Genomic DNA, 24,813 nt, shown 5'->3' on the forward strand with positions numbered 1-24,813 from the left:
GGGTCACATAGCGCCCAAAGAAGGCGGCAAATTGGGCGCTAAGTGACCCCGCGTTGCCGTCTTCGCACCTGCTCAGCCCGTATCGGACCCGGGGTTGGTCAATAATCATTCCGCAGGTCGGTGCTTGCGACGCCCGCGTTGCAGTGGACGCACGCCGTTCGCCGGACTACGGCAGCGGCTGCCGTTCCCCGACGATCACCGCGTCCTCGAGCGTGACGTACGTCCGCCGTCGTCGTTCCAGCCTTTCCTGCTGCGAAGGCGACGGGATCCGCGCACCCTTGGCCCGGTTGCACCCGCTGCACGCGGCGACGAAGTTCTGCAGGCTGGTGGAGCCGCCCTTGGACCAGGGATAGAAGTGGTCGCCATGTTCGGCGGGGCGGGAACAGCGGCGGCCGAAGCCCGCCTCCATCTCGCACTGGCCGTCGGCCCGGGCCATTCCTTCGCGGCGCTGTTGCCGGGTGAAACGGCGGACGGGATCCCGCCGCCGCACATCCCGGGAGCGGATGATGAGCACCGTGATCACCAGGGCAACAATGACGAGCCCCGGGGCCGCGACCGCCGCCAGGACGCCGTCGAACATCTTGCCCAGGATGTCGGTGACCGACGGGCCGGCGTCGCCGAAGGTTGTGTGGACTGTGTTCGGCTGGAAGGAAAAGACGAACGCTGCGGCGAGCCAAACAATGGCCGCGGAGTATGCCATCCGAAGGGACACCCGTGTCCAGTAGATGCGCTTCAGTTCCAGCACTGTATGTTCCCCCAAGTTGGCTGCGATGCCAGATGTTCCCTACTTGGGCGATTGTATGCTCAGAGCTCTGCCGCAGATCAGTTCTGGGCGTTTTCGGAGCGTTGAGCTCTCCGGCGTTCCAGGCTCTTGCGGACTCGGCCTCTGCGCGAAGCCCTTCCGTGCAGAAACAGATGCTCGACAAAGGCCAGTGCTCCTTCGATGAGCAGGAGTATGAAGTCAACGACCATGCGGCCCCCTTCGTGGCTTCGATCCGTACTCGCCCATTCTTCCCGACGTCGCCGCCGTTACACTGCAGCGCTACGACGCGGCCGAATTGAAGCCTGGGTCTGTCGTCGCAGTTTCGAGCAGCCGGTCAAAGCTGCCGATTCCGTAATCGGGAGGGATGGCTGCGATGACGATCCGCGTCGTGGTGACCGCCTCCGTCTTCGGCTTGTTGCTCTGCTTCGGCAGCTGTGCCCGAACCACCTTCAAGCGCAGGCCGGACACCCCGTTCACCAGCAGCGGGTGGCTGCCGCCCTCGACCAGGAGGGAACGGAGTTCATCCGGCGAGAGTTGCGTCGTCCGGTCGGCCGTCAGCTCAAGCATCACCTCATTGACAGTTCCGGTCAGCCGCTGCAAAAACGCCCGCTCGCGCGAATTCGTGCCCAGGATGGCCAGAACCGTGAACGTCGTAGCGAAGATTCCGACGAACACAATCGTGGCGCCGACGTCCCTGAGGCCAGGCGCAAAGATCATCAGGATCAGGCACAGCACGAAGCCGACGATAGAAAGCCCGCCGAACATGGCGCCCGCGCCGTCGGCCGGCCTGCCCGTCCATTCCTTGGAGGTGAAGCTGCACACTTCCCGGGTCTCGGTGCGTGGAGTTGCCATGATCAGTTCCCTTTCACTTCCAGCAGGGCCTCGGCCAGAATGATTGCTTCCCGCGCTTCGCGAAGACTTTCCCGAAGGCCCGGATCCGGGAAGCCGAGACTGAGGCCCTCCGGGGAGAGGGAAAGATCATCGGCGGCCTTCCGGAGATTTTCCCGCTCCAGCGCGAGCATCCGGGACGACGTCAGCTTGACCCTGCTCTTCTCCAGTTCAAACAGGGACGTGTTGATCTGGTCCCGGCGCGCCCGGATCGACCGGCACACTTCCTGCACGCGCTGCGTCCGACTGGTGAACATCCGCTCCATCTTGGCTGCAACGTCCTGAAGTTCCCTCAGGGTGCTGTATCTCCGCGCCTCACGTGGCCCGCTGTGCCGGGCCAGAAGCTGACTGATGAGCGAGAGGCGCTGACCCCACAGCTCCAGCCCTGTCTGGTTCTGGGTGGCGAGCATTTCCGCAGCCCCCAGGGCCGTGCTGAGGGCATTCCGCCGCGGAGTGAGCTTGCCGGCCGCGGCGTCCAGCCGTGCGATGAACTCTGCGTAGTTGTCGAGCGACGGCGGAGCGGGGCTTTCCTCCCTGCTCGCCACCCGCATGGTGGGCTGGGCAGGCGGCCCGTTGGCCGCCGTCGGACTTTCCTTTTTTGTTCCGGCGCGCGGAGGATTCGGCGGCCTTCGCGGCGGGACGGCGCGGGGTTCTGGTCCGGAGTCAGGTGCGCCGTCACTCATGATCAGTCATCCCCATTCATGATCCGCCCACGGCCGCTTCACACCGGCCGTGAACGAAGCAGGAGCGCCCGCGCACCTGCCTGTGAATGCCCATTGTAAAGCGCGGAACTGACGTTGTCTCCGGCTCGGTTTCGCAGGCTCAGCCAGCGACTGCTCCTGACCACCCACCCGGAGTTTTTGTCCAGATAATCCACGTTTGACACGATTCATGTCGCGATACCTGCCCAAAAACTCGGGGCTTCGGCCGCCCGGCGTGCTTCGGTCAGGGATTCATCTCACGTCCCAGGCGGGAACAGTGGCCGGTACACCGGCGGGAAGGCGTTCGCGGGCAGGGTGTCACGTTTGGGCGGGTCTGCCGTGATCGGGTCGTTGGTCCGCAAATTGGCCACCGCGTACTGCACCATCATGTCGTGGTCCTCGTGGACCAGGTTGTGGCAGTGGATCATGTACCTCCCTCCTTCCTGAGCCGTGGCGTCGAACTGCATCAGCGCGGTGATGGATTCGTTCTCACCTGCGTAGAAGACGTCTTTGGGGCCGAGCTCCCAGGCGAAGGGTTTGCCGCCGTTGGTGTTGCGGGCGATGATCCTGGCATCGATCAGGTGGATGTGGACGGGGTGGAACCATCCTCCGGACTGGTTGATGATGGTCCACTGCTCGACGGCGAAGGGCTGCGGGTTGCCGAACAGCTTGGTGAACCCGGACCTTTCGATGTCGTCCCACAGGACCCCGTTGATGCTCCATTGGCCATTCTGGCGCTCGAACCTGAGCTGCCTCTTCACCGTAGCCATCTGCGGCGTCAGGCTCATCGTGTCGATGCCGCCCCGGGACGCGGTGGGCGAGCCCCCGTTGTCCAGCCTCGACGGGATAGAGGAGATGGACCCTGCCCCGGAACCCGAATCGGCCACTACCTGGAACCGCATGATCTTGTTCGTGTTGGCAAAGTCGATGTTGTTCTTGTTGCTGAGGTTGCGCAGGTCGACGGTCTGCCCGGGCCTGTACTTTCGGAAATCGATGAGGATTTCGTAGCGCTCCGCTGTGCCCTGCCGCCACGACGACACAGCCTGGACCACCGGTGTCATGCCGGCATCGGTGCCGACGATATAGACGGGTTCACCGTTGGAGAGGGTAGGCCGGTAGGAGCGTGAGATTGACGCATCGAGCACGCGGAACCGATAAATGCGTGGCTTGACCCTCATCGTGGGCCAAGGCACCCCGTTGACCAGGATGATGTCGCCCCACAGCCCCTTTTCGCCGTTGTCGTTGTAACCGAGCGAGCCGTCCGCCTGGAAGAGTGCGTCGGAAATCATCAGCGGCACGTCGAACTCCCCTTGCGGCAGCTGCGCCCGGTCAAAACGGTCCGACAGGGGGTAGAACGCTGCGAGTCCCGAATACACATTCTGTGCGGTGATGTGGTGCTTGTGGTCGTGGTACCAGAGCGTGCGCGATGTCTGCCTGTTGGGGTAGTGGTAGTTCTTGAAGAAGCCGGGAACGGTGATGTCGTTCGCATAGCCGTCGTACTGGGGCAGGGACGCCGAGCCGTGCAGGTGCGTGGAGGTGCTGAACGTCCCCGGCTGGAGCAGGCCGGTCTGCGGGAACGCGTTGCGGATCCGCACCTCGATCCTGGTGCCCTGCTTTGCCCGGATGGTGGGACCCGGGAAGATTCCGTTGAACCCGGCCACAGTGGTGGTGAGCCCCGGCAGCATCCGGGCTTGACCGAGTTTCTGGGTGAGTGCGTAGCGCTCGAACGGTCGTTTCGGGTCACCGCCATCGAAGCCCCGCTGAAACGGCACGAGCTCCGCGGGCCGCCGGAAGACGCCCCTGAACGGGACGGGCGTGTTCTGCGGGGCAAGCTGGCTCTGACTTATCGGCTCTGTGGTGGCCGCCGCCTCGGCGCCTGCCAACACGCCGGTCATGGCAGCGCCCACAACACCCAGTTTCAGTACTTCCCTGCGAGACGCCATTGTCTCCTCCTGCATCGGGATCAGCCGTATTGAAATACAAAGGCCCGCGGCTTTTTAGCCGCGAGTCCGTCCTCCCCCTTGGAGATGCAGAGACCTAAGGTGCAACGACGCAAGTGTCCGCCGAGCACACTGGGAAAATCTTGCAGGCTCTGCCAGCGTGGACAGGGCCTCACCCTATATGGGGCGTTAACCGCCGCGGGGTGGCTGGTTCCGGGTCCTGGATCGTGGCCGGTTTCGGTACGCGAGAGGGATGTTTTCTTCCTCGCGACGGCGGCTTCTGGGCAACTGAAACCGCCCTTCCGTTGACGCCGGCGCGACATCGGCCGCGGAAAGGCCGTCGGAACCGGAGACCTGATGGCAGGCTTAGCGGGAGGCCGATGGAAATAATTTTGCCCGGGTGTCCTTTTGGCGGCATCCCGTCCGTCGTACTGGTGTAGCAACCCCTAAAGAAGGAGTCATCGTGGAGTACATGCTTTTCATCTGCAGCGATCCCACAGCGCCGAAGTACGTGGCAGCCGAGGACAACATCGAGGAATGGGTGGCCGAGATGGAGGCACGCGGCGTCGCCCTGCACGGCGACCGGCTGCGTCCCGTCGAGGACGCCACCACCGTCACCGTCCGCGGCGGCGAGGTAGTGGTCTCGGACGGGCCCTTCGCGGAGACCAAGGAATGGATCGCCGGTTACGACGTCATCAAGTGCTCCGATCTCGACGAGGCCATCGAGGTGGCGTCCAAGCACCCCATGGCACGGTTCGGCAAGATCGAGATCAGGCCCGTGTGGCCGTTCGGCGAGTAGCCGTCCGCCCGGCGGACGGCTCCGCTGACCGGAGTGGAGACCCAGTGGCACCGACGACGGCGGCCGTCCAGGCCGCCGTCGAAACCGCCTCCGCCGCCGAGACCGCGCGGATCACGGCAACACTCATCCGCGTGACGGGCGACTGGAGCCTGGCCGAGGACTGTGTGCAGGACGCGTTCGCCCGCGCCCTGGCAGACTGGCCGGAACGCGGCATTCCCCGGAACCCCGGGGCGTGGCTGACAACCGTGGCCAGGAACAGGGCGATCGACCGCATGCGGAGCGCTGCCAGCGAACGGAAGGCCGTCCGTGAACTGACAGTTCTTGCGGAGCTCGAGGGGCTGGCCGAAGATGCCGTCATTGATCCGGCGGCCGACGACGACCGGTTGCGTTTGATTTACACCTGTTGCCACCCAGCCCTCCCGCTCGATGCCCGGGTGGCGCTGACGCTGCGTACCGTCGCGGGGCTCACCACCGCCGAGATCGCGCGCGCGTTCCTGGTCTCGGAGGCCACCATGTCCAAACGGCTGGTCCGGGCCCGGACCAAGATCCGGGATGCAGGAATACCGTACCGGGTGCCGCCGCCGGAGCTGATCACCGAACGCACGGCGGGGATCCTGGCCGTGCTGTATCTGCTGTTCAACGAAGGCTACTCGGCCACCGGCGGCGACTCGCTGATCCGCGAGCCGCTGGTCCGGGAGGCCATCCGCCTCGCCCGGCTGCTGAATGCCCTGCTCGACGGGTCCCAACAGGAACCGGAGGCCATGGGCCTGCTGGCACTCATGCTGTTCCACCACGCCCGGCGGACGGCACGGACTGACGCGGCGGGGGACCTGGTCACTCTGGAAGACCAGGACCGCGCACTGTGGGATTCGGCTGCCGTTGCAGAGGCTGCCGCGCTGCTCGCGGCCGCCGGCCGGCTCGGCATTTCCCGCGGTGCCCGGCCCGGGAGCTACCGGATTCAGGCCGCCATTGCGGCGTGCCACATGACGGCCGGCAGCCCGGACAGCACGGACTTCGCCCGGATCGCCATGCTCTACGACGCCCTGGCGCACATTGCACCATCGCCCGTCGTCGAGCTCAACCGTGCGGTCGCCGTCGCCATGTCCCAGGGGCCGGAGGCGGGGCTGGCGCTGATCGAGCAACTGGACCGGACACGGTCACTCGAGGGCTACTACCTGCTGCCGGCCGCGAGAGCGGACCTTCTTCGCCGGCTGGGCCGAAAGGCGGAGGCCGGCCTCGCGTACCGGCGGGCCCGGGACCTCGCACCGACGGAGGCTGAGCGCCGCTACCTGGACAAACGCCTCGCCGAGACCAGCCCCGCGTGCCCGTCCGAATCCAGCCTGAACACGCACTCGGCACCTGCCGGGAAGGAACAACAATGAAACATCTGATGCTGATCCCCAACAATGTTGAAATCTGGAACGCCCTGTCCGCCTCCGAGATCGAGGCGATCATGCAGGCGCACACCTCCCTGCAGCAGGAGCTCCGCGCTTCGGGGGAGTTCGTGGAGGCCCATGAGCTGGGCGAGGAGGCGAAGTTCGTCAGGCACAACGGCGCCGGGTACGCCGTAACCGACGGTCCGTTCATCGAGACGAAGGAAATTGTGGCCGGCTACTACGTCGTCGACTGCGTGGACACAGCCCGCGCCGTGGAAATCGCCGGTAAGCTCGGCGAGGCCCGGCTGTGGCCGATCGAGGTGCGCCGGATCGACCCGTGAGGTTCCGGGCCGGGAAACTCCGGGCTCAGCCGCGGCCGTCCGGCCCACGGCCCCGGCGGAGCAGGTACCCCGTGGCGGCATAGCCCGCCGCGATCACCAGGACACTGCCCAGCCAGCCGAGCGCCAGGACGGCCAGCGTGAACCCGTCCCTGTCCTCGTACGGCGCGAGCGACTGGCCGGCCACGATCACCCGTCCGTCGGAGGGCCTCGCGATGATCGCCAGCCGCAGGCCGGGCTCCGGCTGCCAGGTCACGGCGTCGTACCCAGTTCTCCTGGCCGCCTCCAGCACCCCGGCAGGAATCAGCGGCAGTTCCTTGTGCAGGGTGGCTGTCCCTGATTCCGGCCTGTCGTCGGCGCCGTACACCAGGATGAACACGCCGCTGTCCGGGGTCAGCTCCAGGCGGGGTCCGGCGCTCGCGGTCCCCGCGCCGATCAGCTGGACCTGCGCAGCGGCGGCGGCCGCCGGAGCGTCATTGGCCGACCGGCGTTCCACCTGCTGAAGCACAAGGTAGACGCTGCCGAACAGTGCCGTGACGACTACCGCCGCCGTCAGCCACCCGATGATCCTGCCCATCGCCGCCTCCCAGGGGACACTGCCACTGTGGGACCGGCAGCTTGGGAAAAGACTGGACTGACGGCCGACGGCGGCAGCCGCCGGCCGCCGTCGGGCTCACCTTACAGACGCCGACGGCGGTACCCTCACCGAACGCCGTCGGGGTTCCGGGCGGCGAAAAGTGTGGCGAGCCAGACGAGGCCGGCGAGGACGGCATAGCCGGCGGTGATGACAGGGAGGCTGAGGACGCGGCTGGCCTGGCCGGCGATGAGGCTGGGGACAGCGGACCCGGTGTAGGAAATGGCGTAGATCACGGCGAGCAGGCCGGCACGCTCGCGGGGGAGCGCCTCGGGCAGGAGCGTGTTCATGCTGCCGGAGGTGGCGAGGCCCATGCCGATGCCGCCCACGACGCCCGCACCGATGTACAGGCCGAGAATTCCGGCCATGCTGGCAAAGGCAAGGCCGTGCCCAGCGGTGGCCACCAGCGTCATTCCGATGCGCTGTGCGGCCGCGGGGCTGAAGCGTCCCGCAATGAACCCGCCCAGGAAACTCGGCGCCATGTAGGAGGCGAACACGGCGGCCGCGACCAGTGGACTGTGCGAGCCGAGGTTGTCGGCGGCGATGGAGGGGCCGAACGAGGTGAAGTAGCCGCCGAACGCCCAGGTGGCCACGAAGATGCCCGACGCGAGGGGCAGGAAGGGGCGGGACGCCATCGGGACGGCGAGCCGCGGGATCAGCGAGGACCACGCGCCGGGGGTCCGGGCAACGGTCTCTGGACGGGTGGCGAGAGCTGCCGCGCAGCCCAGCAGGAGCGCGGCGAACACGCAGAAGGTGAGCTCGCGCGGGGCGGGTGCGAACTCGACGAGCAGTCCGGAGAGGAAGACGCCGAGGGTGAGGCCGACGGTTGCGGCGGCCGTGGTCACCGCCGCGACAAGCCACCGCGGTCGCCGGGGAGCGGTGTCCACGATGTAGGCGCCGATGGCGCTGGAGGCGAGGCCGGCGGCAAGGCCCTGGAGGGCCCGGCCGAGCAGGAGGGGGAGGAAGCTGTGGACCCACAGCAGGGTGAGGCAGCCGGCGACGGCGAGCAGCAGCGCGGCAATCGCGACGGGGCGGCGCCCGTGGTGGTTGGAAAGCCGGCCGAGGACGATCAGGGCGAACACGGCGCAGACAAAGTACGTGACGGCCACCAGCGAGAACTGGTCGTTGGTCAGGCCGTCGGCGCTCCGGTAGGTGTCGTAGAGGGGGATCGCCGCGGCGCCGGCGGCGAACACGGAGACGAACGAGACGGTGGCCGCGACGAAACCGCGCCCCTCGGCGGGGGCGGCGGTTCGGCCGGGGCGGGGGTGTGTTTGCGTCATGTGCTTTCTTAGGTGCCGTCGGGCCTTCCGTCAGCGGTTGACGTATCCCAGGTGCTGGCTGTTGTAGCGCTCGCCCTGCACGCCGATCCGCCGCGCGAGGGCGTCCAGGTCGGCGACCTCGTCGGCGGAGAGGCTCACGGCGGTGGCGCCGGCGTTCTCCTCGATCCTGCCGGTGCTGCGGGTTCCCGGAATGGGCGCGATCCACGGCTGCTGTGCGAGCAGCCACGCCAGCGCGATCTGCGCGGGGGTGGTGCCCTTGCTGCCCGCGAGGGCGGCGACGTGCTCCACGAGCGCGGCGTTCGCGGTCCGGTTTTCCTCGGTGAAGCGGGGGATGGTGGCGCGGACGTCGCCCTCGGCGAAGGAGGTGGCAGTGCTCACGGTGCCGGTGAGGAAGCCCTTGCCGAGCGGGCTGAACGGCACGAACCCGATGCCCAGCTCGGCGAGCGTCGGAAGCACCTCCGCCTCGGGGTCGCGGGTCCAGAGAGAGTACTCGCTCTGGAGGGCCGTCACCGGCTGCACGGCGTGGGCGCGGCGGATGGTCTGGGCGGACGCTTCCGACAGCCCGAAGTGCCGGACCTTGCCTTCCGCGATCAGCTCGCCGACGGTGCCGGCAACGTCCTCGATGGGAACGTCCGGATCGACGCGGTGCTGGTAGAACAGGTCGATGACGTCGGTGCGCAGGCGCTTCAGTGAGGCGTCGGCGACGCGGCGGATCTGCTCGGGCCGGCTGTCCAGGCCCACGCTCTTTCCGTCCTCGATGCGCCAGCCGAACTTCGTGGCGATCTGCACCTGGCCCCGGATCGGCTCGAGGGCCTCACCCACCAGCTCCTCGTTGACGTACGGGCCATACACCTCGGCGGTGTCGAAGAAGGTCACCCCGAGGTCGAACGCGGAGCGGATCACCGCGATCATGTCTCCGCGGCTGCCGGGGTTGGGCCCGTAGCTCTGTGACATGCCCATGCAGCCCAGTCCGATAGCGGAGACGGTCAGGCCTTGTCCGAGGGTTCGTGTGTGCATCGTTCGGTCTCCGTTGCGGTCGGTGGTCAGTGGTTTGGCGAGAGGTCCCGGGCGAGAGGTCCCGGGCGAGGGGTCAGGACTGGGTGCCGTTGTACTCGTCGTCGGTGATGTGCTCGAGCCAGGTGGTGGTCGTGGCGGGGTCGTCACCGTTCTCCAGCATGGCGATGTGTTCCATGAAGCAACCCGGTGCGGCGGCGTGCCAGTGCTCTTCGCCGGGCGGCGTGTACAGGGTCTGGCCGGGGTGGACCTCGATGATCTTTCCGTCGCGGCCACCGAACCGGGCGACGCCCTGGGTGACGCGGAGGTACTGCCCGCGGGCGTGGGAGTGCCAGGCGGTGCGCGCGCCGGGAGCGAACCGGACGGTGGCCACGATCATGCGCTGATCACTTTCGTGCGGCAGGGCGATCGGATCCAGCCACACATCACCGGCGAACTGCTCGGGCGGGTTCTTGCCGGTGGGCCTGGTGGGTTCGATGTTCATGCGTTCTCCTTGCGGGTGGTGGAAGTCGATTCGGTGGCCGCATGCGACGCCGCGGCGGCGGTGGCCGCCGTCGTCGTTGCTGTCGCCGTCGTTGTCGCCGCCCAGCTGGCGAGCAGCCGGAGGCCGTCCTCTGACGGGGTGCCGGGGTCGGCGCTGTAGGCGGTAAGCGTCAGTCCGGGTGCGTTCGGGAGTTCAAGGGCGTCGAACGCCAGGTGGAGGTCCCCGACGGAGGGATGGTGGAAGTCCTTGTAGCCCCCGCGGTGGAGGCGGACGTCGCGTTGCGCCCACCGCTTGCGGAAGTCGTCCGAACGGGTGGACAGCTCCCCGATCAGCTCGGTGAGGGACTTGTTGAACGGGTCGCGGCCCGCCTCTGTATGGAGGAGGGCTACGGAGGTGCTGGCCGCCTTCTCCCAGTCCGGGTAGAGGAGATGGGCGCGGGGGTCGAGGAAGGCGAAACGCGCGAGGTTCACGGGTGCGGCGTCCTGGCCGTACACCTCGGAGTACAGGGCACGCCCGAGGCTGTTGATTGCCAGGACGTCCAGCCGGCCGTTGCGGACAAACGCGGGCACGCCGACCATTGAGTCCAGCAGCCTTTGCACGCTGGGGGTCACAGCCTCGCTGGGCTTGCGCCGCGGCCGCGCCGAGGGGGACGCCGCGCGGGCCAGATTGTGCAGGTGGTCCCGTTCGGCCTCGTTCAGCTGCAGCGCCCGGGCGAGCGACTCGAGCACGCTTTCAGAGACGCCGGCGAACGAACCGCGCTCCAGTTTGGTGTAGTACTCCACCGAGACGCCGGCCAGCAGCGCAACCTCTTCGCGGCGCAGCCCGGGGACACGCCGGGTGCCTCCGAACGTGGGCAGGCCCGCCTGCGCCGGGGTGAGCTTCGCGCGCCGGGTGGCGAGGAATTCACGGATCTCGCTGCGGTTGTCCATGCCCACCACGCTACGTCCACCATCCGGGTCTGAGGGAGTCCCTGCCAGTACCCGTATGGGCAGGGACTCCCGCGGGGGCAGGAAAAGGGCGTTGACTTGTTCCCATCGATCCCGCTGAAAGGACAACAACTATGACCGACCAGACAACTGGCTGGACCGGCGGCCAGCGCGCCTTTGGAGATTTCGCGCCAGGCTTGGTCCACTACACCGACCGCGTCCTGTTCGACGAGGTGTGGGAGCGGCCCGAGCTTTCCAAACGCGACCGCAGCCTCATCACCGTCGCCGCACTCCTCACCGGCGGCAACACCGAGCAGCTGAACTTCCACCTCGACTACGCCAGGAGGAACGGCGCCACCGAACAGGAACTTATCGAGGCCATCACCCACCTCGCCTTCTACGCCGGCTGGCCCAAGGCCATGTCCGCCATGACCGTGGCGAAGAACGTCTTCACAGCCGAGCCGGCCCAGGAGAGTTCGGCACGGAAGAACTGACGTCCGTTGGCGCTGGGGCTTGGAATTCGAGAGGCTTGGGTTGCGGCGGGCTGAACCAATGGCTTGCAGGGCACGGAATCGGCATTGAGTTTTTGTCCAGATAATGGCCGTTCCGAGGTCTTTAGGAGCCGATATCTGGACAAAAACTCCTAGCTTGGTGGGCAGGCTCCATCCTCGCGGCGTCGCGGAGGGCCAACGCTGCCTGGACCAGCGCGGCGTGGGTCATGGCCTGGGGGTAGTTGCCGAGCAGCGTCCCGGTGGCGGGATCGGCTTCCTCGCTGAACAGACCCAGCGGACCGGCGACGCCAAGCAGCGCCTCGAAGACTTCCGCGGCCTCGGCCGCCCTTCCCGTCAGCGCGAGGGCCTGGACGAGCCAGAACGAGCACGGCAGAAAGACGCCCTCGTCCCCGGGCAGCCCGTCCTGGCCCGGCGGGTAGCGGTAGAGGAACGGGTAGCCGGCCGACAGCTCCGCCCAGACGGCATCCACCGTGCCCCGCAGCCGTCCGGAGTCCGGCGACTCGAAGCCCGTCACCGGCAGGATCAGCAGGGCCGAGTCCAGGTCGGCCGATCCATAAGAGCGCGTGTACGTGTCCCGGGCGGCGTCGAAGCCCCGCGTCCTGATGTCCGCGGAGACCGCGGCCCGCGCTTCCTCCCACCGGCGCCTCCGCCGGGCGCTGATGCGGTGCGTCTCGGAGATCCGTAAGGCCCGGTCCAGCGCGAGCCAGCCCATGATCTTGGAGTGCACGTGGTGCGCGGCGTCGGCGCGGACTTCCCAGATGCCGGCGTCGGGTTCCGGCCAGCGCCGTGCCACGAGATCCGTGAAGCCGCGCATCGCCCGCCAGGTCTCCGAATTGAGCCGGTGCCCCTGCCGGACGAGGTTCCACGCCGCATCAATAACCCAGCCGTAGCCGTCGAGCTGGTGCTGGTGCGCGGCGCCGTTGCCTACCCGCACCGGAGCGCTGCCGGCGTAGCCCGGCCAGTTCTCCAGGGTGCGCTCGCGGGGGACATGCCCTCCGGTCAGCGTCAGCAGGGCCGGCAGCCGCGGGCGCTGCAGCCTGCTGGCGTGCAGGAGCCAGTTCAGGAAGTTCAGCGCCTCGCCGTCCTTGCCCAGCCCGAGGAACGCGGCGATCCCGATGCTGGCGTCCCGCGGCCAGGCGTACCTGTAGTCCCAGTTCCGGATGCCGCCCGGATCCTCCGGCAGGGACGTGGTGGGGGCGGCCACCGGCGCGCCCGAGGGGGAGTAGGTCAGCAGCTTCAGCGTCAGCAAACTACGCAGCACCGGTTCCCGGAACGGCACATCCCCGCTGATGCCTGACGCCCACTCCCGCCAGCGGCCCTCGTCATTCTCCACGAGGTCCCACGCAGTTTCGGGATCGACCCAGATCAGGGGTTCCGTGTGCGCCAGGGCGAGCACCATCAGAACGGGACGCCCGGGCTCAACGGTGATTGCCGCCGTCGTACCCGGCTCCACCCGCAGCCCGCCGCTGCAGCCAAGCGACATGGCCAGGGCGCCCCATTCGCAGACCACATGCTGTCCCGTCCGGACGCGGGGGCGGAGATGGCGCTCGCCGAAGCGGGGGTCAAAAACGACGGCGGACTCCGCCGGTGCGCCGTCGGCCTCCAGCCGTCGGACAAGGAGAGTCGTGGGCAGCAGGCGACCCGACACTTCCGCCACCATCGCCTCCGTGAGCGTCAGGGTGCCGCCGCCGTCTGTGGCCCAGACAGTCTCAAGCGTGGCGGTGTGCGGCCGGTACCGGCGGACGAGGCGTTTGGCGGGCAGGGCGGGGCCAATGCGGAAAGTACCCGCGTCCGGGCCGCCGAGCAGGGCACCGAAAACGGGTTCGCCGTCGAAAGCGGGCGCGCAAAGCCAGTCGACGCCCCCGTCCGCCGAGACCAGGGCGGCCGTGCGCGTGTCTCCCAACAGCCCGTAATCCGCGAGGGCGGGGGAGTTGTCGTGGTTCATGGGTCACCTTCTCTCGGTCCGGGGAGGCATCAACTGACGGTGAGGAGCAGCCCGAGCAGCGAGCCGTAGACCACATGGGCTGCCACGGCCACCGCCGGCGTCTGGATTCCGTAGTTCAGGCCCAGCAGGCCAGGCGGTTCAAGAGATGCTCGGCTGGCCGGACCGGCCCGGGTGCTGGCCATCCGGGGATGGATGCCGGGCAGCAGGGGCAGAATGACGGTCAGCGCCACGGCGACGTGCAGGAGCCCCAGCAGCGCGCCGATCCACCACGTGGCCCTGCCCAGCAATGCGAATACCGCCGCGTAGCCGAGCGCGAAGACCTGCCCGGCCGCGAGGTGGATGAAGAAACCGGCGATCCGCGCCTTGTCCGGATCCGGCGTGACGAGACTGCCGAGGACCAGCGGCAGGTCCAGCCGGGTCCAGCCGGCCATCTGGCAGGCGATCATCACCGCGGTCAGGGCTGTGGTGGCGAGCAGCCCGAACAACGCCCAGCCCTGCCAGTCCATCTCAACCTCCCGCCGCCTCTAAAACTAAGTTCTCCAATTTTAGAATGCAGGGTGAACGGCGGGCAAGGCCCAGGCCCTACGCGGGATCACCGCAGCTCAACCCACCGGCGCCGAGTTTTTGTCCAGATAATGGCCGCTCCGGGGGCTTTAGGAGCCATTATCTGGACAAAAACTCCTAGCCTGGGTTCGACAAGCTCAACCAGCGGCTACCGGGCGGCGAGGTGCGTCGCCACGTACTCCGCATCCATCCCCACCGCCGCTACCGTGGACGATGCGTGCCTGGTGAGCCACGGCAGCCCCACCGCATAGAGCCCCGGAACCTCGGTGACGCCCCGCTGATGGCGCGGGTAGTTCCACTCGTCGAGGACCGGGATGTCCAGGAAGCCGAAGTCCAGCCCGTAGCCGGTGCTCCAAATGACGGTGCTGATACCCTCGGCCTCAAGATCCAGGCGCGCCCCGGAGGAAGACGGCTGCCAGTCGATGGCCGGCACAGGTTCAGCAGCAGGTGCCCCGATCCCGGCCGCGGCAATGTACGCGTCAAGCATCACCTGCATCCGCTGCCCGAACGCCTGCTCCGTCAGCGCGATGCGGGCGGCGAGGTCGTCGCTGAAGGTGATGACGCCGTCGTCCGTTCCCTCAAAGTGGCCGTGCAGGCGGACGCCCCGGCGGCCCAGGTCCCGGAGGCGGATGCTGTGCCCGCCGTCGTTGCCGGAGACCAGCGGGTTGCACATGAAGCGGGCGGCGGGCGAGGGGAGCTGCTCCAGCTGCAGGCCGTTGATGCCGTAGTCCGGCCGGCGCAGGTTCACCTCGAGGAGCCAGTAGAACGTGTCCTGTCCGCGGTAGCGCCGCGGCGCCTCGGGGCAGGCCGAGACGGACAGGTGCACCTCCCGGCCGGCGGCCAGCAGGTCCTCGGTGATCTGCCCGCCCGACTGCCCGGTCCCCACTACCAGCACCGCCCCGTCCGGCAGCTGCTGCGGGTTGCGGTACTCATGGCTGTGCAGCTGGGCAATGTGTCGGGGGAGTTTGGCGGCCGACGGCGGAATCCGCGGCCGCTGATAGGCCCCGTTCGCCAGGACCACGTTCCGTGCCACCCAGCGCCCCTGGTTCGTGTCGACGGCGAACGCGCCGTCCGCCGTCGGCCCGCCACCCGCCCGGGCGGCCCGGGCAACCCTCGTGACCTCGGTCCCCAGCTGCACAGGCGCCGCGATTTTCCGGGCGTAGTCCCGGAACAGTTCGATCACCTCGTCCCGGGGGAGGAAGGCGTCAGGCTCCGGACCGTCGTACATCATCCCCGGCAGCAGGAACGCGAAGTTCGGCGTATTCAGATAGAACGAGTCCCAGCGGTCCTGCCACGCGCCGCCCAGTTCCGGGCGCTGCTCCAGCAGCAGATGGTCGACGCCGGCCCGGCCCAGCCAGTAGCTCGTGGCCAGGCCGGCCTGCCCCGCCCCGATGACCAGGGTGTCGATGTCACGTGCGGCGGCCGAAGACGGGGGCATGGCTACTTCTTGGCGGCCCTGGGTTTGGGTTCCTTCGCGGCCTTGGGCGGCAGACTGGCGACATATGCGAACGCCTTCTCCGTCCAGGCCCGCGCCCGCGCATCGTCGCCGTCGCCTTCCTCGTTCCACATCTCCGGCAGGCCCGTGTACCCGCCCATGGGACGCTCGGCGGGGCCGAACGGCACCGTCCGCTCCGAGGACTCGAGCACCTCCCGGTCCCCGTCGGAGAGTTTGATCCCGATGGTCGGCCCGAACAGCCCGGCGAACATGTTGCCGTTGACGAACGCCCCCAGGTTGCCGAACATCGGCTTGATGACCACCTCGGGATGGTCAGGCACCACGGCCCGGAAGTGCTCCTTGTCAGCCTCGGTTGGTTTGGGCATTTCCATCGGTGCACCTCCGGGTAGCAGGGCTCAGGCAGCATGTCATGGGCGCGGCTCAGTGCCGTCCCATGCCGGGATCATACGCCCGGCCGGCGGCCCCGGCCACCGTTTCGGGCACCCGGCAAGTTGCCCACGCCGCGCTCTGCTGTTTCCCGGCGTGCAGTGCTATACATAGCTCAAGGCAACTAAATGCAGTGGCGTTTCGGACGGACCGGGCCTGCCCGGAGGCTGGAGGGAAGGTGCTGACCAGGCCAGCCGGAGCGCGGACGTGCCGCCCAGCACTCGTTTCACTTGTCAGCCTCGGAGCGCTCCTCACCTCCTGCTCAGCCGGCAGCGCGGTCACGGACACCGTGTCCACCGCCGCCCAGGACAGCTCCTCCGCCATCGCCACCGCCAAGCTCGCCGTCGGCCTCGACTCCGGCGGCAAGCTCACCAGGGCCGCCACCTCCACCACGCTCGACGACGCGCTCAAGGAAGTGCAGACCAGCCGCGACACCGTCCTGCGCCTCGCGCCCAGCTCGCCCGGGGACCGGCAGGTGCGGGAGGAGGCGCTGAAGGTTCTGGACGGTTCGGCCGCCAGCCTCACCACCGCGCGGAACGCCGTGTCGTCCGACGACGGCGGGCCGTCACTTTCCGAGGGCGCCCGGGCGCTCGCCGCGGCTGAGGACGCGCTGGCGCAGCTGACGTCGAAGGTGGGCAAGAAATGAAGCGCCTGCTCGGCGTCGCCCTTGGCATCCTGACCGCCATCGGCGGCTTCGTGGACATCGGCGACCTGGTGACCAACGCCGTCGTCGGATCCCGTTTCGGGATGTCGCTCGTGTGGGTGGTGCTGGTGGGCGTCGTCGGCATCTGCGTATTCGCCAACATGTCCGGGCGGGTGGCTGCCGCCTCCGGCCGGGCCACGTTCGAGGTGATCCGCGAACGGCTGGGGCCGCGGGCCGGGCTGGCGAACCTGTCCGCCTCCTTCCTCATCAACCTGATGACCGTGACGGCGGAAATCGGCGGCATCGCGCTGGCCCTGCAGCTGGCCAGCAGCGTCAACTACCTGCTCTGGATTCCACTGGCCGCAGTAGCCGTGTGGCTGGTGATCTGGCGGGTCAAGTTCTCCATCATGGAAAACGTCACCGGACTCCTGGGCCTAACCCTGATCGTCTTCGCCGTGGCACTGTTCCTGCTCAAACCGGACTGGGGCAACCTTGCCAGCCAGGCCATCCCCGCCGTCCCGGCCGAGGAAACCGGCGCCACGTACTGGTACTTCGCCATTGCCCTGTTCGGCGCCGCCATGACGCCGTATGAGGTGTTCTTCTTCTCCTCCGGCGCCGTGGAGGAGGGGTGGAAGATCAAGGACCTGATCCAGTCGCGGATCAACGTCCTGATAGGGTTCCCGCTCGGCGGGCTGCTGTCCGTCGCGATCGCAGCATGCGCCGCCGTCGTGCTCCTTCCCGCCGGGATCGCCGTCACGTCCCTGTCCCAGGTGATCCTCCCGGTGGCGGCGGGCGCCGGAAAACTGGGGCTCGCCGTCGTACTTATCGGCGTGGTGGCGGCGACCTTCGGGGCGGCCCTGGAGACGACGCTCTCCAGCGGCTACACGCTGGCGCAGTTCTTCGGCTGGTCCTGGGGCAAGTTCCGCAAGCCCGCGGAAGCCGCCCGTTTCCACCTGTCGATGATGATCTGCCTGCTCGTGGGGCTGGCGGTGCTGGCCACCGGCGTGGATCCCGTGCTGGTCACCGAATACTCCGTGGTGTTCTCCGCCGTGGCGCTGCCGCTGACCTACCTGCCCATCCTGATCGTGGCCAACGATCCCCAATACATGGGCAAGCACGTCAACGGCCGGGGCGTGAATGTGGTGGCGATGATCTACCTCGTGGTGATCCTCGTCGCCTCTCTGGCGGCCATACCGCTGATGATCGTGACAGGAGCCGGCGCATGACAACACCCCGCCCGCTGCCCTCCGTTCCTCCCGTCGCCGGGCAGACCCTGGACGCCCAGCTGCACCTCCTGGACCGCCAGGTCCTGGACAGCGACGGCGTCCCCGTCACCACCGTGGACGACCTCGAACTCGGCGTCCCCGAGGGTGCGCCTGAGCTTCCCCTGGGCACGGTGATTCCCGAGGGAACGCCGGCGCCGGTGCTCACCGCACTGCTGACCGGTCCGGTCCTGGGGACGCGCATCTTCGGCGGCAGGCCGCCGTCGTCCCGGCTGATCCGGATTCCGTGGACGGACGTGACCGACGTCGGCGTGGTGGTCCGGCTCGGCGTCAGCGGCCAGGGCCTCGACGCCGACTGGGTGGAGCGCTGGATCCGGGACAAGATCATCGCCCGGATTCCGGGATCGGGGGGCCGCCGTGATCCTCGGTGACCTCCTGGGCACACCGGTGCATAACGACGACGGCGTGCGGCTGGGGCGCGTGGCCGACGCCAGGTTTGTGGTGGACGGCGCCCCACACCGGCTGATGGCCGACGCCCGCCTGCTGGGTTTGGTGGTCAGCCCGCACAGCTGGTCCTCGTTCCTGGGCTACGAGCGGAATAGCCTCACGCAGCCGTGGCCGCTGCCCAAACTGCTGCGGTGGCGGCACCGCGGATCCTTCTTCGTGATGTGGGAGGACATCGAGGTGCTGGGCGAGCGGTCCGTCCGGCTGCGGCCCGGGTACACGGAGTACAGCCCGGCACTTGACGGAAACGGGCAGGAGTAGGTTTCTTCTCCGTTCTTCCGGCCGGGACGCTGCCTCCGAAAGGTTGTTCCTGCAAGTTTGGCGTTTGCGCTGGTGGATGTCCTGTAGAGTTGATCACGTTGTTGTGTTTGCATTTGGTAGTTCAGGCAGTACGCGCGGTCGAAAGTCCGCGTTCTTCTGAAGTAGCGGTTTTGAACACCCCACACCGGAGGACCCGAAAGTCGGGACTTTTCCTCCACCTTCACGAAGGACATAAATAATGGCTACTGGCACCGTCAAATGGTTTAACGCTGAAAAGGGCTTCGGCTTCATCTCCCCGGACGACTCCTCGCAGGACGTTTTCGCGCACTACTCCGCGATCAACTCCTCCGGCTTCCGCTCCCTCGAAGAGAACCAGAAGGTTTCCTTCGAAACCGAGCAGGGCCCCAAGGGTCCCCAGGCCGTCAACATCCAGGCTATCTAATTTCATAGATAATCTGGGACCGCAAGGTTTCTGAGCAGGGCCCGTCTCCGGACGGGCCCTGCTTCTTTAACCCGCGGATTGATTGCGTACTAGCGCTGTGGCGTGCTAGCGTCATGGCGATCGTGACCCGTTGGCAGGAGGTGAGACCCATGAACGCAGTATCCGCAATGGGTGCTCCCCTGCAGTCCACGATCGCGCGGCTGAGCTAGTCGCCACCGGGAGCGCCTACACAGGCAATTCGCGAAAGGCGACTCCCATGAACACAACACCTTCTTCAACTGTGCATCCCGCCCCGGCGACGGCCTCTGACCGGCCGGGGTCCCATCAGGATCAGCCGCAGGTCGACGCCACCAAGCGGATGCGCGTCGCGGGTGAGCGGGCGCTGGTCCTTGGCGGCGGCGGATCGACAGGCAACGCGTGGCTGATCGGCGTCATCGCCGGACTGTTTGAGGCCGGGCTGGATGTGACCGTTGCCGACCTGATCATCGGCACATCGGCCGGATCCACCGCCGCGGCCCAAATAACGGGCGCGAACCCGGCCCAGCTGTTTGCCGACATCCTGGCCGCCGCGCCCCAGCCACGGAATGGTCCTGCCGGATCAGGCCGTGGACCTGTTCCGGCGCGGCCCGTGACGAACCATCTGGAGCGGACGGGCGCCATCATCGCCGCCGCCGAGGATGCGGCCGACATGCGCCGCAGAATGGGCGCGGCGGCGCTTGAGCTGGATGCTGCGTCGGACGGCTCCGGGCAGACGCGGTGGCGCGCTACCGTCGCCGCACGGCTGCCGAATCAGCTCTGGCCGAAGCGGCAGGTGCTCATCACGGCGGTCGATGCCCATTCCGGTGAGCCGGTGGTGTTCGACCGCCACAGCGGGGTGGACCTGGTGGACGCCGTGGCCGCCAGCTGTTCCAGTGGCTTCGCGTACAGTATCGGCGGCGGCCGGTACATCGACGGCGGCTACCGGTCCAACGCCGACAATGCCGACCTGGCAGCCGGATACGCGCGGGTGCTGGTGCTGTCGCCGTTCGGCGGTAGGTCACGGACTCCGGTGGGCTGGGGGATGCACCTCGCCACACAGGTCGACGAACTGCGCGCACGCGGCAGCAGAGTCGAGACGATCTTCCCGGACAGCGATTCCGAGCACATGTTCGGCGCCAACGCGATGGATCCGTCGCTGCGACCGCCCGCCGCCCGAGCCGGATACGAGCAAGGCAGACCCCTCGCCGAGCGGCTGACCGAATTCTGGCGGTGACGGCTACGGGTCACATCGAGCCCGCTGGTTGCGCCTGTCCCCGTCGGCTGAACGTCAACCACTGCGCGCTCTGGAACAACTGCCACCATGCAATCAACCGACACCGTCCCCGCCTTCGACTTGCGCATCAGCATCCAGGGCTCTCGGAGCCGGAGATCTGGCGCAGGCTTCAGGTGCCGGCGGGGCTGGCGGTAGCTCAGTTCCACCTGGCCGTTCAGGCCGCATTCGGGTGGGAGGACCGTCACCTGTATGGCATTCGGTACGTGGACCCAAGCGGCAAGCCACGCGTTCTCGCCGGTCCGGACGACGAAACGGAAGATTTGGAAGCGGCGCCGGTCTCCGGCGTCGTACTTTCCGACCTCCTGGACCCCATCGCCCGACGGCGTGGAACTCACCAAGGGCGGCTACCTGAGGCCCGCGATGGTGGAACGCGCAGTGGACGAACTGGGCTGGGGAGACGTGGTGGTGGGCAAGGCGAACCGGGAGGCGAACGTACCGCCTGTCCTGGAACTCCGGGAGCACCTCACCAAATGGCGGCTTCTTCGGAAACTGAATGGCCGGCTGGTCCTGGCGCCTGCCGGCAGGCGGGCCCTGGACCGACCCAGCGATTTGTGGGACTTGGTCATCAAAGACATCTTCTCGCGGCGCGGGCAGCTCACTGACGGCGGCGTGAAGTTCTTTCTGGAAGTCAGCCGGACGTTGACCGATCGCGCCCGTTACCGCTGATTGTTCAGAGCTGGCGGCGGGCTGCCAGGAACGCGGTCAGCGCCGGGCTGTCGATCTCCTTCGCCAGCCAGGGAACGGCCTGGGCTGCGGCCTCGTCACCGAGCACGGCGCGGTGGGACTGTGCCCTGGCCACGAACTCCCGCATTCCGCTCCGGCTCGCGAGGGCCCCGAGCCGGTCGACCACTGCTCCGGCCCGGTCAGACCTCGCCGCGATGGCCACCTCCGCCGCAACGTCCAGCAGCCGGGCCGAATACCAGAGGTACCAGGGCTTGGGCTCCATGCCCCTGTCCACCCAGTGCTGCGCGGCGGCCAGGTCGCCGTGTGCCAGGAACAGCCGCGCTTCCGCCCCCGCTGCGAGGGCCATGTAGCAGTGGTCCCCGGCCAGGTCCGCCATCACCCATGACCGGTCGATCATCTCCGCGGCCGCCTCGAGGTCGCCCGCCTCGAGGTAGGTTTCGCCGCGCACTCCGGCAACGAAGGGCTCGAACGCTGTCCAGTGCTCGGCGAGAATCCAGTGCAGTGCGTGGTCCAGGGTTTCGGCCGCGAGTTCCAGCTCCCCGCGCAGCAGCCACACGCGGCCGAGGAGCGCGCTGCTGAACGCCAGCTGCCGGCGGTTCCGCACCTCGCGGGCAAGCCTGACGGACGAGGTCAACGCATCCACCGCGTCGCCATAGCGGGCGGTATCCGACGCCAGCATTCCCTGGATCGCCAGGACCCGTGCCTGCTCGTCAGGGAACCCGGCGGCAGCGGCGCCGGCCCGCTCCAGCCAGCCGGCCGCGCGGTCCGGGACGCCGCGCTGGACGGACAGGTACCCCAGCTCGCGGTAGGCGGCCGCCGCCGTGGGGGACGCGCCGTCGTACTTTTCCGTCGGCGCCTTGTCCGACGGCGATGTGTCCGACGGCGATTCGGCCGAGAGCGCCCGGTGGAGGAAATCCGCCACCTCTGCGCCGCGGCCGCCCGCCTGGTGGATCATCGCCCCCGCCAGTGTGACCAGCGACTCGGCGAGCAGGTGCCGGTCAGGCGTGCGCTGCGCCAGGACGACGGCGAGCCGCAGCTGGTCCAGCCCCCGGTCCACGGCTCCGACCGAGAGCGAGGCCCCGCCGGCGTCGAGATATGAGCGCACCGTCGCCACGGTGGCGGGAATCCCCGGGTCTGTCTCCGGTGCGGCGCCGGACAGCGCTGTGCGGATTTCGGGCGGCAGCGGCAGCCCCAGTTCATCGCGGTAAAGGTTGGCGCACTTGGTCACGTGCTCGCGCGCACGCCGGTGCTCGCCGATCGCCACCAGCGCCCTGACCAGCACGGCGTTGCAGTCGGTGTGGAACGGGTCCCGCTGCAGCGCCCGTGTGGCCAGCTCGGCGGCCTCGCGCGGATCGCCCGAAGCCAGGGCGGACACGGAGGACTCGTACAGCAGGGACTGCGCGCAGTTCTCCAGCCGGTAGCGCTGGTCCGCCAGCCAGGAGTCGAAGACCGGGCAATCCACGAAGGACAGCCCCTCAAGCAGCTGGCCGTTCAGGCTGCGCGGGTCCGGGCGTCGGACCGACCCCGACCCGACCAGTTCGACGGCGTCGCAGCGCAACGGCGGCTGCAGCGCCAGCCGCAGCGGATCGCCGTCGAACGAGACACCGGCGAGCGTCCGGCGCAGCTCGGACAGGTTCCAGCGCAGGGCGCCGAGCGGATCAGCCGCGTCCGGGAACAGCAGCGTTGCCAGCCGCGACCGCCCGGTGCCGTCCGGCTGCAGCGCAAGGTAGGCCAGCACCGCCCAGGCCTTGCGGCCCCGGGGCTGCGGGGGAGCGTTGTCGGTGGACTCGATCGCGGGCGGACCGAGGAGCCGAATAAGGCTTTCGGCCATACGCGTCATTTTAGCCCCGGCGTTCCGCGCCGTCAGCGGGCGTTCACACGCTTGCTCACACGCCCGCCGGACACACTGAAATCACCCAATCAACACCACCACTCATCCGAGGGAAACACCATGGAACTGCTCATCATCATCGTTCTTGCGGGACTCTGGGCTGCAGGCGCCACCGTCCGTGCCATCCTGCATGACGGCCGGGGCCACACTCCGGGCGAGCGCTCCACCGAGCCCTGGCAGGCGGGCCACCTGCCCAGCGTGCCGTTCTCCGAGGCGCGGCTCTAGGGGCGGGAGAGGTTTTAGGAGCGACGGCCGCTGGCGAGCCTGGTTCGGACAGGCTCTACCAGCGAGCCTGGTTCGGACAGGCTCTACCAGCGGGCCTGGTTTCGACAGGCTCAACCGCTCCGGGAAGCTCAACCAGCGGGGTTATGTTTCGTCGGCCAACCAGGAACTCGACCGGCCATCCGGCTAGGATCGATTGGTGGCGTCGCATGGCGTCCAAAGATCTTGAGGAGCAGGGATGGAACTGGGGGCCACGAAGGTTGAGGTCTTTGCCGACGGCAGGGTATCCGTGGGCGGAGAGTTCATTTCGCCGTCCGAAGGCGTAGATCCTTACTCCGCAGCCATTGCTGTCCTGGCTGACTACGCCAAGATGTCCGGGAGTCCTGTGCGGGCCGAGGCGACGGATCACTCCAGCGGCCAGGAAGGAGAGTTCCACGTATTTCCGGACGGCCGCGCTGAGCCCGTGGCCGCCCCCCAAGCTTCCATGCCGCAGGCTTCCACCCCCGAAGCTCCCGTCCCGGGAAGCTCCGTTCCCCAAACCGCAGCTCCAAAGCAGCCGGTGTCTGCGCCGGGGGATGAGCCGCCTGTAACCTATCAACAGACGGGCACAGCGCAGGCAGACACAGTTGCTGAGCGGCAGGCCTACGGTTTCGCCCATGCGGAAACACAGTTTGTTCGTCCGGACCGGCCGCGCCCCACGTCCGGTATCCGTGGAGCACTCTATGCGGCCACCGGCGGCTACGTGAACCTGGGCCCCAGCGCCAAGGACCAGGACGAGGCCGAACTGGAGCGCCGGATCGCCCGGCCGCTCTCGGGTAGCTTCAACACCGCGATCCTCAGTCTGAAGGGCGGCATCGGCAAGACCTCCACCACTGTGGGCGTCGGCATGATCCTGGCCGAGTACCGCGGCGACCACCCGTGTGCCATCGACGCGAACCCGGACAGCGGTGACCTCGCGGAAAGGGCCATGGGCGAAATGATCTACCAGAAGGTCAAACCGCGGACCGTGACCGACATCGTCCGGGACGTTGACCGCATCAAGTCCCTCACCACGCTGACCGACTACATGCATCACGCCAACCGGCTGCACCTAGTGGCCGGTGAGCAGGATCCTGCCCTGTCCGACGCCCTGACGGCAGCCGAATACCTCAAGATCAAACACCTCGTCTCCCAGTATTACGCCGTGACCCTCACGGACTGCGGCACCGGCGTGTCCCACCCGGCCATGGCCGGGGTGCTCCCGGAAGCCACCAACCTTGTGATCGCCTCGGGCTACGCGGTGAGCGGCGCCAAGCGCGCACGCAATACGCTGCAGTGGCTTGCCGGCCACGGCTACGAGGACCTCGCCCGTAACGCGATCGTGGTGGTCACAGACAAGGACCAGGTGTCCAGCCGTGTGAACAAACGGGCTATTGAGGAACACCTGGCCGGCTACTGCCGGCAGCTCATCACCGTCCCCCACGACCGCGGCGTGGCCGACGGCGACCGCATCTCCCTGGACAAGATCTCCCCGGCAACCCGCAGGGCGTACAAGGAAATCGCTGCCGCAATCGTGGACGGCTACGTATAGGATCCGGGGCCCGTC

The 24,813-nt window shown here is 67.9% G+C and carries 27 protein-coding genes; 13 read left to right on the top strand and 14 right to left on the bottom strand.

Features of this window, described 5'->3' with window-relative positions:
* Nucleotides 1-166 precede the first annotated feature (166 nt).
* The 4 genes from ACFQ50_RS18335 to ACFQ50_RS18350 all read right to left on the bottom strand — a co-directional run bounded on the left by ACFQ50_RS18335 (nucleotide 167) and on the right by ACFQ50_RS18350 (nucleotide 4,295).
* Nucleotides 167-745 carry an HNH endonuclease gene (locus ACFQ50_RS18335; RefSeq protein ID WP_377997066.1) on the bottom strand — a complete coding sequence of 193 codons (579 nt, stop codon included), beginning with the start codon at nucleotides 743-745 and terminating at the stop codon, nucleotides 167-169.
* Nucleotides 746-1,042: 297 nt separating this feature from the next.
* Complete coding sequence (locus tag ACFQ50_RS18340; protein WP_377997067.1) at nucleotides 1,043-1,615, bottom strand: hypothetical protein; 573 nt, start codon at nucleotides 1,613-1,615, stop codon at nucleotides 1,043-1,045.
* A gap of 2 nt (nucleotides 1,616-1,617) precedes the next feature.
* Nucleotides 1,618-2,334 carry a hypothetical protein gene (locus tag ACFQ50_RS18345; protein WP_377997068.1) on the bottom strand — a complete coding sequence of 239 codons (717 nt, stop codon included), beginning with the start codon at nucleotides 2,332-2,334 and terminating at the stop codon, nucleotides 1,618-1,620.
* Nucleotides 2,335-2,609: 275 nt separating this feature from the next.
* Nucleotides 2,610-4,295 (bottom strand): multicopper oxidase family protein, encoded by a 1,686-nt coding sequence (locus ACFQ50_RS18350; protein ID WP_377997069.1) that lies wholly within the window; start codon nucleotides 4,293-4,295, stop codon nucleotides 2,610-2,612.
* A gap of 469 nt (nucleotides 4,296-4,764) precedes the next feature.
* Between ACFQ50_RS18350 and ACFQ50_RS18355 the strand changes: the two genes are divergently transcribed.
* From ACFQ50_RS18355 to ACFQ50_RS18365, 3 genes are read left to right on the top strand one after another with little or no spacing between them, the layout of a single operon-like run.
* The gene (locus ACFQ50_RS18355; RefSeq protein WP_377997106.1) at nucleotides 4,765-5,091 is read left to right on the top strand and encodes a YciI family protein; all 327 of its coding nucleotides are present in this window, start codon (nucleotides 4,765-4,767) and stop codon (nucleotides 5,089-5,091) included.
* A gap of 44 nt (nucleotides 5,092-5,135) precedes the next feature.
* Nucleotides 5,136-6,473 (top strand): RNA polymerase sigma factor, encoded by a 1,338-nt coding sequence (locus ACFQ50_RS18360; protein WP_377997070.1) that lies wholly within the window; start codon nucleotides 5,136-5,138, stop codon nucleotides 6,471-6,473.
* Entirely contained in the window at nucleotides 6,470-6,808 is a 339-nt protein-coding gene (locus ACFQ50_RS18365; protein WP_377997071.1) for a YciI family protein, read from the top strand. The genes ACFQ50_RS18360 and ACFQ50_RS18365 overlap by 4 nt, the downstream gene beginning before the upstream one ends.
* A 25-nt stretch (nucleotides 6,809-6,833) precedes the next feature.
* Here ACFQ50_RS18365 and ACFQ50_RS18370 read toward each other — a convergent pair whose 3' ends face one another.
* From ACFQ50_RS18370 to ACFQ50_RS18390, 5 genes are all read right to left on the bottom strand, one after another.
* Nucleotides 6,834-7,382: a hypothetical protein gene (locus ACFQ50_RS18370; RefSeq protein ID WP_377997072.1), complete on the bottom strand. Its 549-nt coding sequence runs from the start codon at nucleotides 7,380-7,382 to the stop codon at nucleotides 6,834-6,836.
* A gap of 125 nt (nucleotides 7,383-7,507) precedes the next feature.
* Nucleotides 7,508-8,719, bottom strand: coding sequence for an MFS transporter (locus ACFQ50_RS18375; RefSeq protein WP_377997073.1), 1,212 nt, complete (start codon nucleotides 8,717-8,719; stop codon nucleotides 7,508-7,510).
* A gap of 30 nt (nucleotides 8,720-8,749) precedes the next feature.
* Nucleotides 8,750-9,736, bottom strand: a complete 987-nt coding sequence (locus ACFQ50_RS18380; RefSeq protein ID WP_377997074.1) for an aldo/keto reductase — start codon at nucleotides 9,734-9,736, stop codon at nucleotides 8,750-8,752.
* A gap of 73 nt (nucleotides 9,737-9,809) precedes the next feature.
* Complete coding sequence (locus ACFQ50_RS18385; protein ID WP_377997075.1) at nucleotides 9,810-10,217, bottom strand: cupin domain-containing protein; 408 nt, start codon at nucleotides 10,215-10,217, stop codon at nucleotides 9,810-9,812.
* Nucleotides 10,214-11,146: a helix-turn-helix transcriptional regulator gene (locus tag ACFQ50_RS18390; RefSeq protein ID WP_377997076.1), complete on the bottom strand. Its 933-nt coding sequence runs from the start codon at nucleotides 11,144-11,146 to the stop codon at nucleotides 10,214-10,216. Before ACFQ50_RS18390 ends, ACFQ50_RS18385 begins: the two co-directional genes overlap by 4 nt.
* Before the next feature lie 131 nt (nucleotides 11,147-11,277).
* Between ACFQ50_RS18390 and ACFQ50_RS18395 the strand changes: the two genes are divergently transcribed.
* Nucleotides 11,278-11,637, top strand: a complete 360-nt coding sequence (locus ACFQ50_RS18395) for a carboxymuconolactone decarboxylase family protein (RefSeq protein WP_377997077.1) — start codon at nucleotides 11,278-11,280, stop codon at nucleotides 11,635-11,637.
* 121 nt (nucleotides 11,638-11,758) lie between these two features.
* Here ACFQ50_RS18395 and ACFQ50_RS18400 read toward each other — a convergent pair whose 3' ends face one another.
* The 4 genes from ACFQ50_RS18400 to ACFQ50_RS18415 all read right to left on the bottom strand — a co-directional run bounded on the left by ACFQ50_RS18400 (nucleotide 11,759) and on the right by ACFQ50_RS18415 (nucleotide 15,991).
* Nucleotides 11,759-13,600: a glycoside hydrolase family 15 protein gene (locus tag ACFQ50_RS18400; protein WP_377997078.1), complete on the bottom strand. Its 1,842-nt coding sequence runs from the start codon at nucleotides 13,598-13,600 to the stop codon at nucleotides 11,759-11,761.
* Nucleotides 13,601-13,629: 29 nt separating this feature from the next.
* Nucleotides 13,630-14,106 (bottom strand): hypothetical protein, encoded by a 477-nt coding sequence (locus ACFQ50_RS18405; protein ID WP_377997079.1) that lies wholly within the window; start codon nucleotides 14,104-14,106, stop codon nucleotides 13,630-13,632.
* A gap of 206 nt (nucleotides 14,107-14,312) precedes the next feature.
* Nucleotides 14,313-15,602 (bottom strand): flavin-containing monooxygenase, encoded by a 1,290-nt coding sequence (locus ACFQ50_RS18410; RefSeq protein ID WP_377997080.1) that lies wholly within the window; start codon nucleotides 15,600-15,602, stop codon nucleotides 14,313-14,315.
* Nucleotides 15,603-15,604: 2 nt separating this feature from the next.
* The gene (locus ACFQ50_RS18415; RefSeq protein ID WP_377997081.1) at nucleotides 15,605-15,991 is read right to left on the bottom strand and encodes a TfoX/Sxy family protein; all 387 of its coding nucleotides are present in this window, start codon (nucleotides 15,989-15,991) and stop codon (nucleotides 15,605-15,607) included.
* Between the two features lie 233 nt (nucleotides 15,992-16,224).
* On the opposite strand from ACFQ50_RS18415, the gene ACFQ50_RS18420 reads away from it, so the two are divergent.
* The 7 genes from ACFQ50_RS18420 (at nucleotide 16,225) to ACFQ50_RS18450 (ending at nucleotide 21,033) form a co-directional block, all read left to right on the top strand.
* Entirely contained in the window at nucleotides 16,225-16,692 is a 468-nt protein-coding gene (locus ACFQ50_RS18420; protein ID WP_377997082.1) for a hypothetical protein, read from the top strand.
* Complete coding sequence (locus ACFQ50_RS18425) at nucleotides 16,689-17,915, top strand: Nramp family divalent metal transporter (RefSeq protein ID WP_377997083.1); 1,227 nt, start codon at nucleotides 16,689-16,691, stop codon at nucleotides 17,913-17,915. Before ACFQ50_RS18420 ends, ACFQ50_RS18425 begins: the two co-directional genes overlap by 4 nt.
* Nucleotides 17,912-18,343: a hypothetical protein gene (locus ACFQ50_RS18430; RefSeq protein ID WP_377997084.1), complete on the top strand. Its 432-nt coding sequence runs from the start codon at nucleotides 17,912-17,914 to the stop codon at nucleotides 18,341-18,343. Before ACFQ50_RS18425 ends, ACFQ50_RS18430 begins: the two co-directional genes overlap by 4 nt.
* Nucleotides 18,330-18,677: a PRC-barrel domain-containing protein gene (locus ACFQ50_RS18435; RefSeq protein ID WP_377997085.1), complete on the top strand. Its 348-nt coding sequence runs from the start codon at nucleotides 18,330-18,332 to the stop codon at nucleotides 18,675-18,677. The genes ACFQ50_RS18430 and ACFQ50_RS18435 overlap by 14 nt, the downstream gene beginning before the upstream one ends.
* Before the next feature lie 238 nt (nucleotides 18,678-18,915).
* Nucleotides 18,916-19,119, top strand: coding sequence for a cold-shock protein (locus ACFQ50_RS18440; protein ID WP_003806113.1), 204 nt, complete (start codon nucleotides 18,916-18,918; stop codon nucleotides 19,117-19,119).
* Between the two features lie 256 nt (nucleotides 19,120-19,375).
* Entirely contained in the window at nucleotides 19,376-20,371 is a 996-nt protein-coding gene (locus ACFQ50_RS18445) for a patatin-like phospholipase family protein (protein ID WP_377997086.1), read from the top strand.
* A gap of 173 nt (nucleotides 20,372-20,544) precedes the next feature.
* Nucleotides 20,545-21,033 (top strand): hypothetical protein, encoded by a 489-nt coding sequence (locus ACFQ50_RS18450; RefSeq protein ID WP_377997087.1) that lies wholly within the window; start codon nucleotides 20,545-20,547, stop codon nucleotides 21,031-21,033.
* A 68-nt stretch (nucleotides 21,034-21,101) separates the two neighbouring features.
* Here ACFQ50_RS18450 and ACFQ50_RS18455 read toward each other — a convergent pair whose 3' ends face one another.
* The gene (locus ACFQ50_RS18455; RefSeq protein WP_377997088.1) at nucleotides 21,102-22,946 is read right to left on the bottom strand and encodes a tetratricopeptide repeat protein; all 1,845 of its coding nucleotides are present in this window, start codon (nucleotides 22,944-22,946) and stop codon (nucleotides 21,102-21,104) included.
* Between the two features lie 120 nt (nucleotides 22,947-23,066).
* Here ACFQ50_RS18455 and ACFQ50_RS18460 point away from each other — a divergent pair, with 120 nt between their 5' ends.
* On the top strand, nucleotides 23,067-23,231 hold the full coding sequence (locus tag ACFQ50_RS18460; protein ID WP_377997089.1) for a hypothetical protein: 165 nt from the start codon (nucleotides 23,067-23,069) through the stop codon (nucleotides 23,229-23,231).
* Between the two features lie 235 nt (nucleotides 23,232-23,466).
* Nucleotides 23,467-24,798, top strand: a complete 1,332-nt coding sequence (locus ACFQ50_RS18465; RefSeq protein WP_377997090.1) for a MinD/ParA family protein — start codon at nucleotides 23,467-23,469, stop codon at nucleotides 24,796-24,798.
* Nucleotides 24,799-24,813 lie beyond the last annotated feature (15 nt).

It is taken from the genome of Arthrobacter sp. NPDC056493 (assembly GCF_042795115.1).
In the GTDB taxonomy this organism is placed as follows: Bacteria; Actinomycetota; Actinomycetes; order Actinomycetales; family Micrococcaceae; genus Arthrobacter.

Excerpts from the sequence above, each read along its gene's own strand:
- ACFQ50_RS18395 (WP_377997077.1), top strand. The coding sequence starts at position 11,278 with ATGACCGACCAGACAACTGGCTGGACCGGCGGCCAGCGCGCCTTTGGA.
- ACFQ50_RS18405 (WP_377997079.1), bottom strand. The coding sequence starts at position 14,106 with ATGGACTGGCAGGGCTGGGCGTTGTTCGGGCTGCTCGCCACCACAGCC.
- ACFQ50_RS18370 (WP_377997072.1), bottom strand. The coding sequence starts at position 7,382 with ATGGGCAGGATCATCGGGTGGCTGACGGCGGCGGTAGTCGTCACGGCA.
- ACFQ50_RS18460 (WP_377997089.1), top strand. The coding sequence starts at position 23,067 with ATGGAACTGCTCATCATCATCGTTCTTGCGGGACTCTGGGCTGCAGGC.
- ACFQ50_RS18355 (WP_377997106.1), top strand. The coding sequence starts at position 4,765 with ATGCTTTTCATCTGCAGCGATCCCACAGCGCCGAAGTACGTGGCAGCC.
- ACFQ50_RS18345 (WP_377997068.1), bottom strand. The coding sequence starts at position 2,334 with ATGAGTGACGGCGCACCTGACTCCGGACCAGAACCCCGCGCCGTCCCG.
- ACFQ50_RS18415 (WP_377997081.1), bottom strand. The coding sequence starts at position 15,991 with ATGGAAATGCCCAAACCAACCGAGGCTGACAAGGAGCACTTCCGGGCC.
- ACFQ50_RS18350 (WP_377997069.1), bottom strand. The coding sequence starts at position 4,295 with ATGGCGTCTCGCAGGGAAGTACTGAAACTGGGTGTTGTGGGCGCTGCC.
- ACFQ50_RS18390 (WP_377997076.1), bottom strand. The coding sequence starts at position 11,146 with ATGGACAACCGCAGCGAGATCCGTGAATTCCTCGCCACCCGGCGCGCG.
- ACFQ50_RS18465 (WP_377997090.1), top strand. The coding sequence starts at position 23,467 with ATGGAACTGGGGGCCACGAAGGTTGAGGTCTTTGCCGACGGCAGGGTA.
- ACFQ50_RS18365 (WP_377997071.1), top strand. The coding sequence starts at position 6,470 with ATGAAACATCTGATGCTGATCCCCAACAATGTTGAAATCTGGAACGCC.
- ACFQ50_RS18440 (WP_003806113.1), top strand. The coding sequence starts at position 18,916 with ATGGCTACTGGCACCGTCAAATGGTTTAACGCTGAAAAGGGCTTCGGC.
- ACFQ50_RS18430 (WP_377997084.1), top strand. The coding sequence starts at position 17,912 with ATGACAACACCCCGCCCGCTGCCCTCCGTTCCTCCCGTCGCCGGGCAG.
- ACFQ50_RS18400 (WP_377997078.1), bottom strand. The coding sequence starts at position 13,600 with ATGAACCACGACAACTCCCCCGCCCTCGCGGATTACGGGCTGTTGGGA.
- ACFQ50_RS18425 (WP_377997083.1), top strand. The coding sequence starts at position 16,689 with ATGAAGCGCCTGCTCGGCGTCGCCCTTGGCATCCTGACCGCCATCGGC.
- ACFQ50_RS18340 (WP_377997067.1), bottom strand. The coding sequence starts at position 1,615 with ATGGCAACTCCACGCACCGAGACCCGGGAAGTGTGCAGCTTCACCTCC.
- ACFQ50_RS18410 (WP_377997080.1), bottom strand. The coding sequence starts at position 15,602 with ATGCCCCCGTCTTCGGCCGCCGCACGTGACATCGACACCCTGGTCATC.
- ACFQ50_RS18385 (WP_377997075.1), bottom strand. The coding sequence starts at position 10,217 with ATGAACATCGAACCCACCAGGCCCACCGGCAAGAACCCGCCCGAGCAG.
- ACFQ50_RS18455 (WP_377997088.1), bottom strand. The coding sequence starts at position 22,946 with ATGGCCGAAAGCCTTATTCGGCTCCTCGGTCCGCCCGCGATCGAGTCC.
- ACFQ50_RS18445 (WP_377997086.1), top strand. The coding sequence starts at position 19,376 with ATGAACACAACACCTTCTTCAACTGTGCATCCCGCCCCGGCGACGGCC.
- ACFQ50_RS18380 (WP_377997074.1), bottom strand. The coding sequence starts at position 9,736 with ATGCACACACGAACCCTCGGACAAGGCCTGACCGTCTCCGCTATCGGA.
- ACFQ50_RS18375 (WP_377997073.1), bottom strand. The coding sequence starts at position 8,719 with ATGACGCAAACACACCCCCGCCCCGGCCGAACCGCCGCCCCCGCCGAG.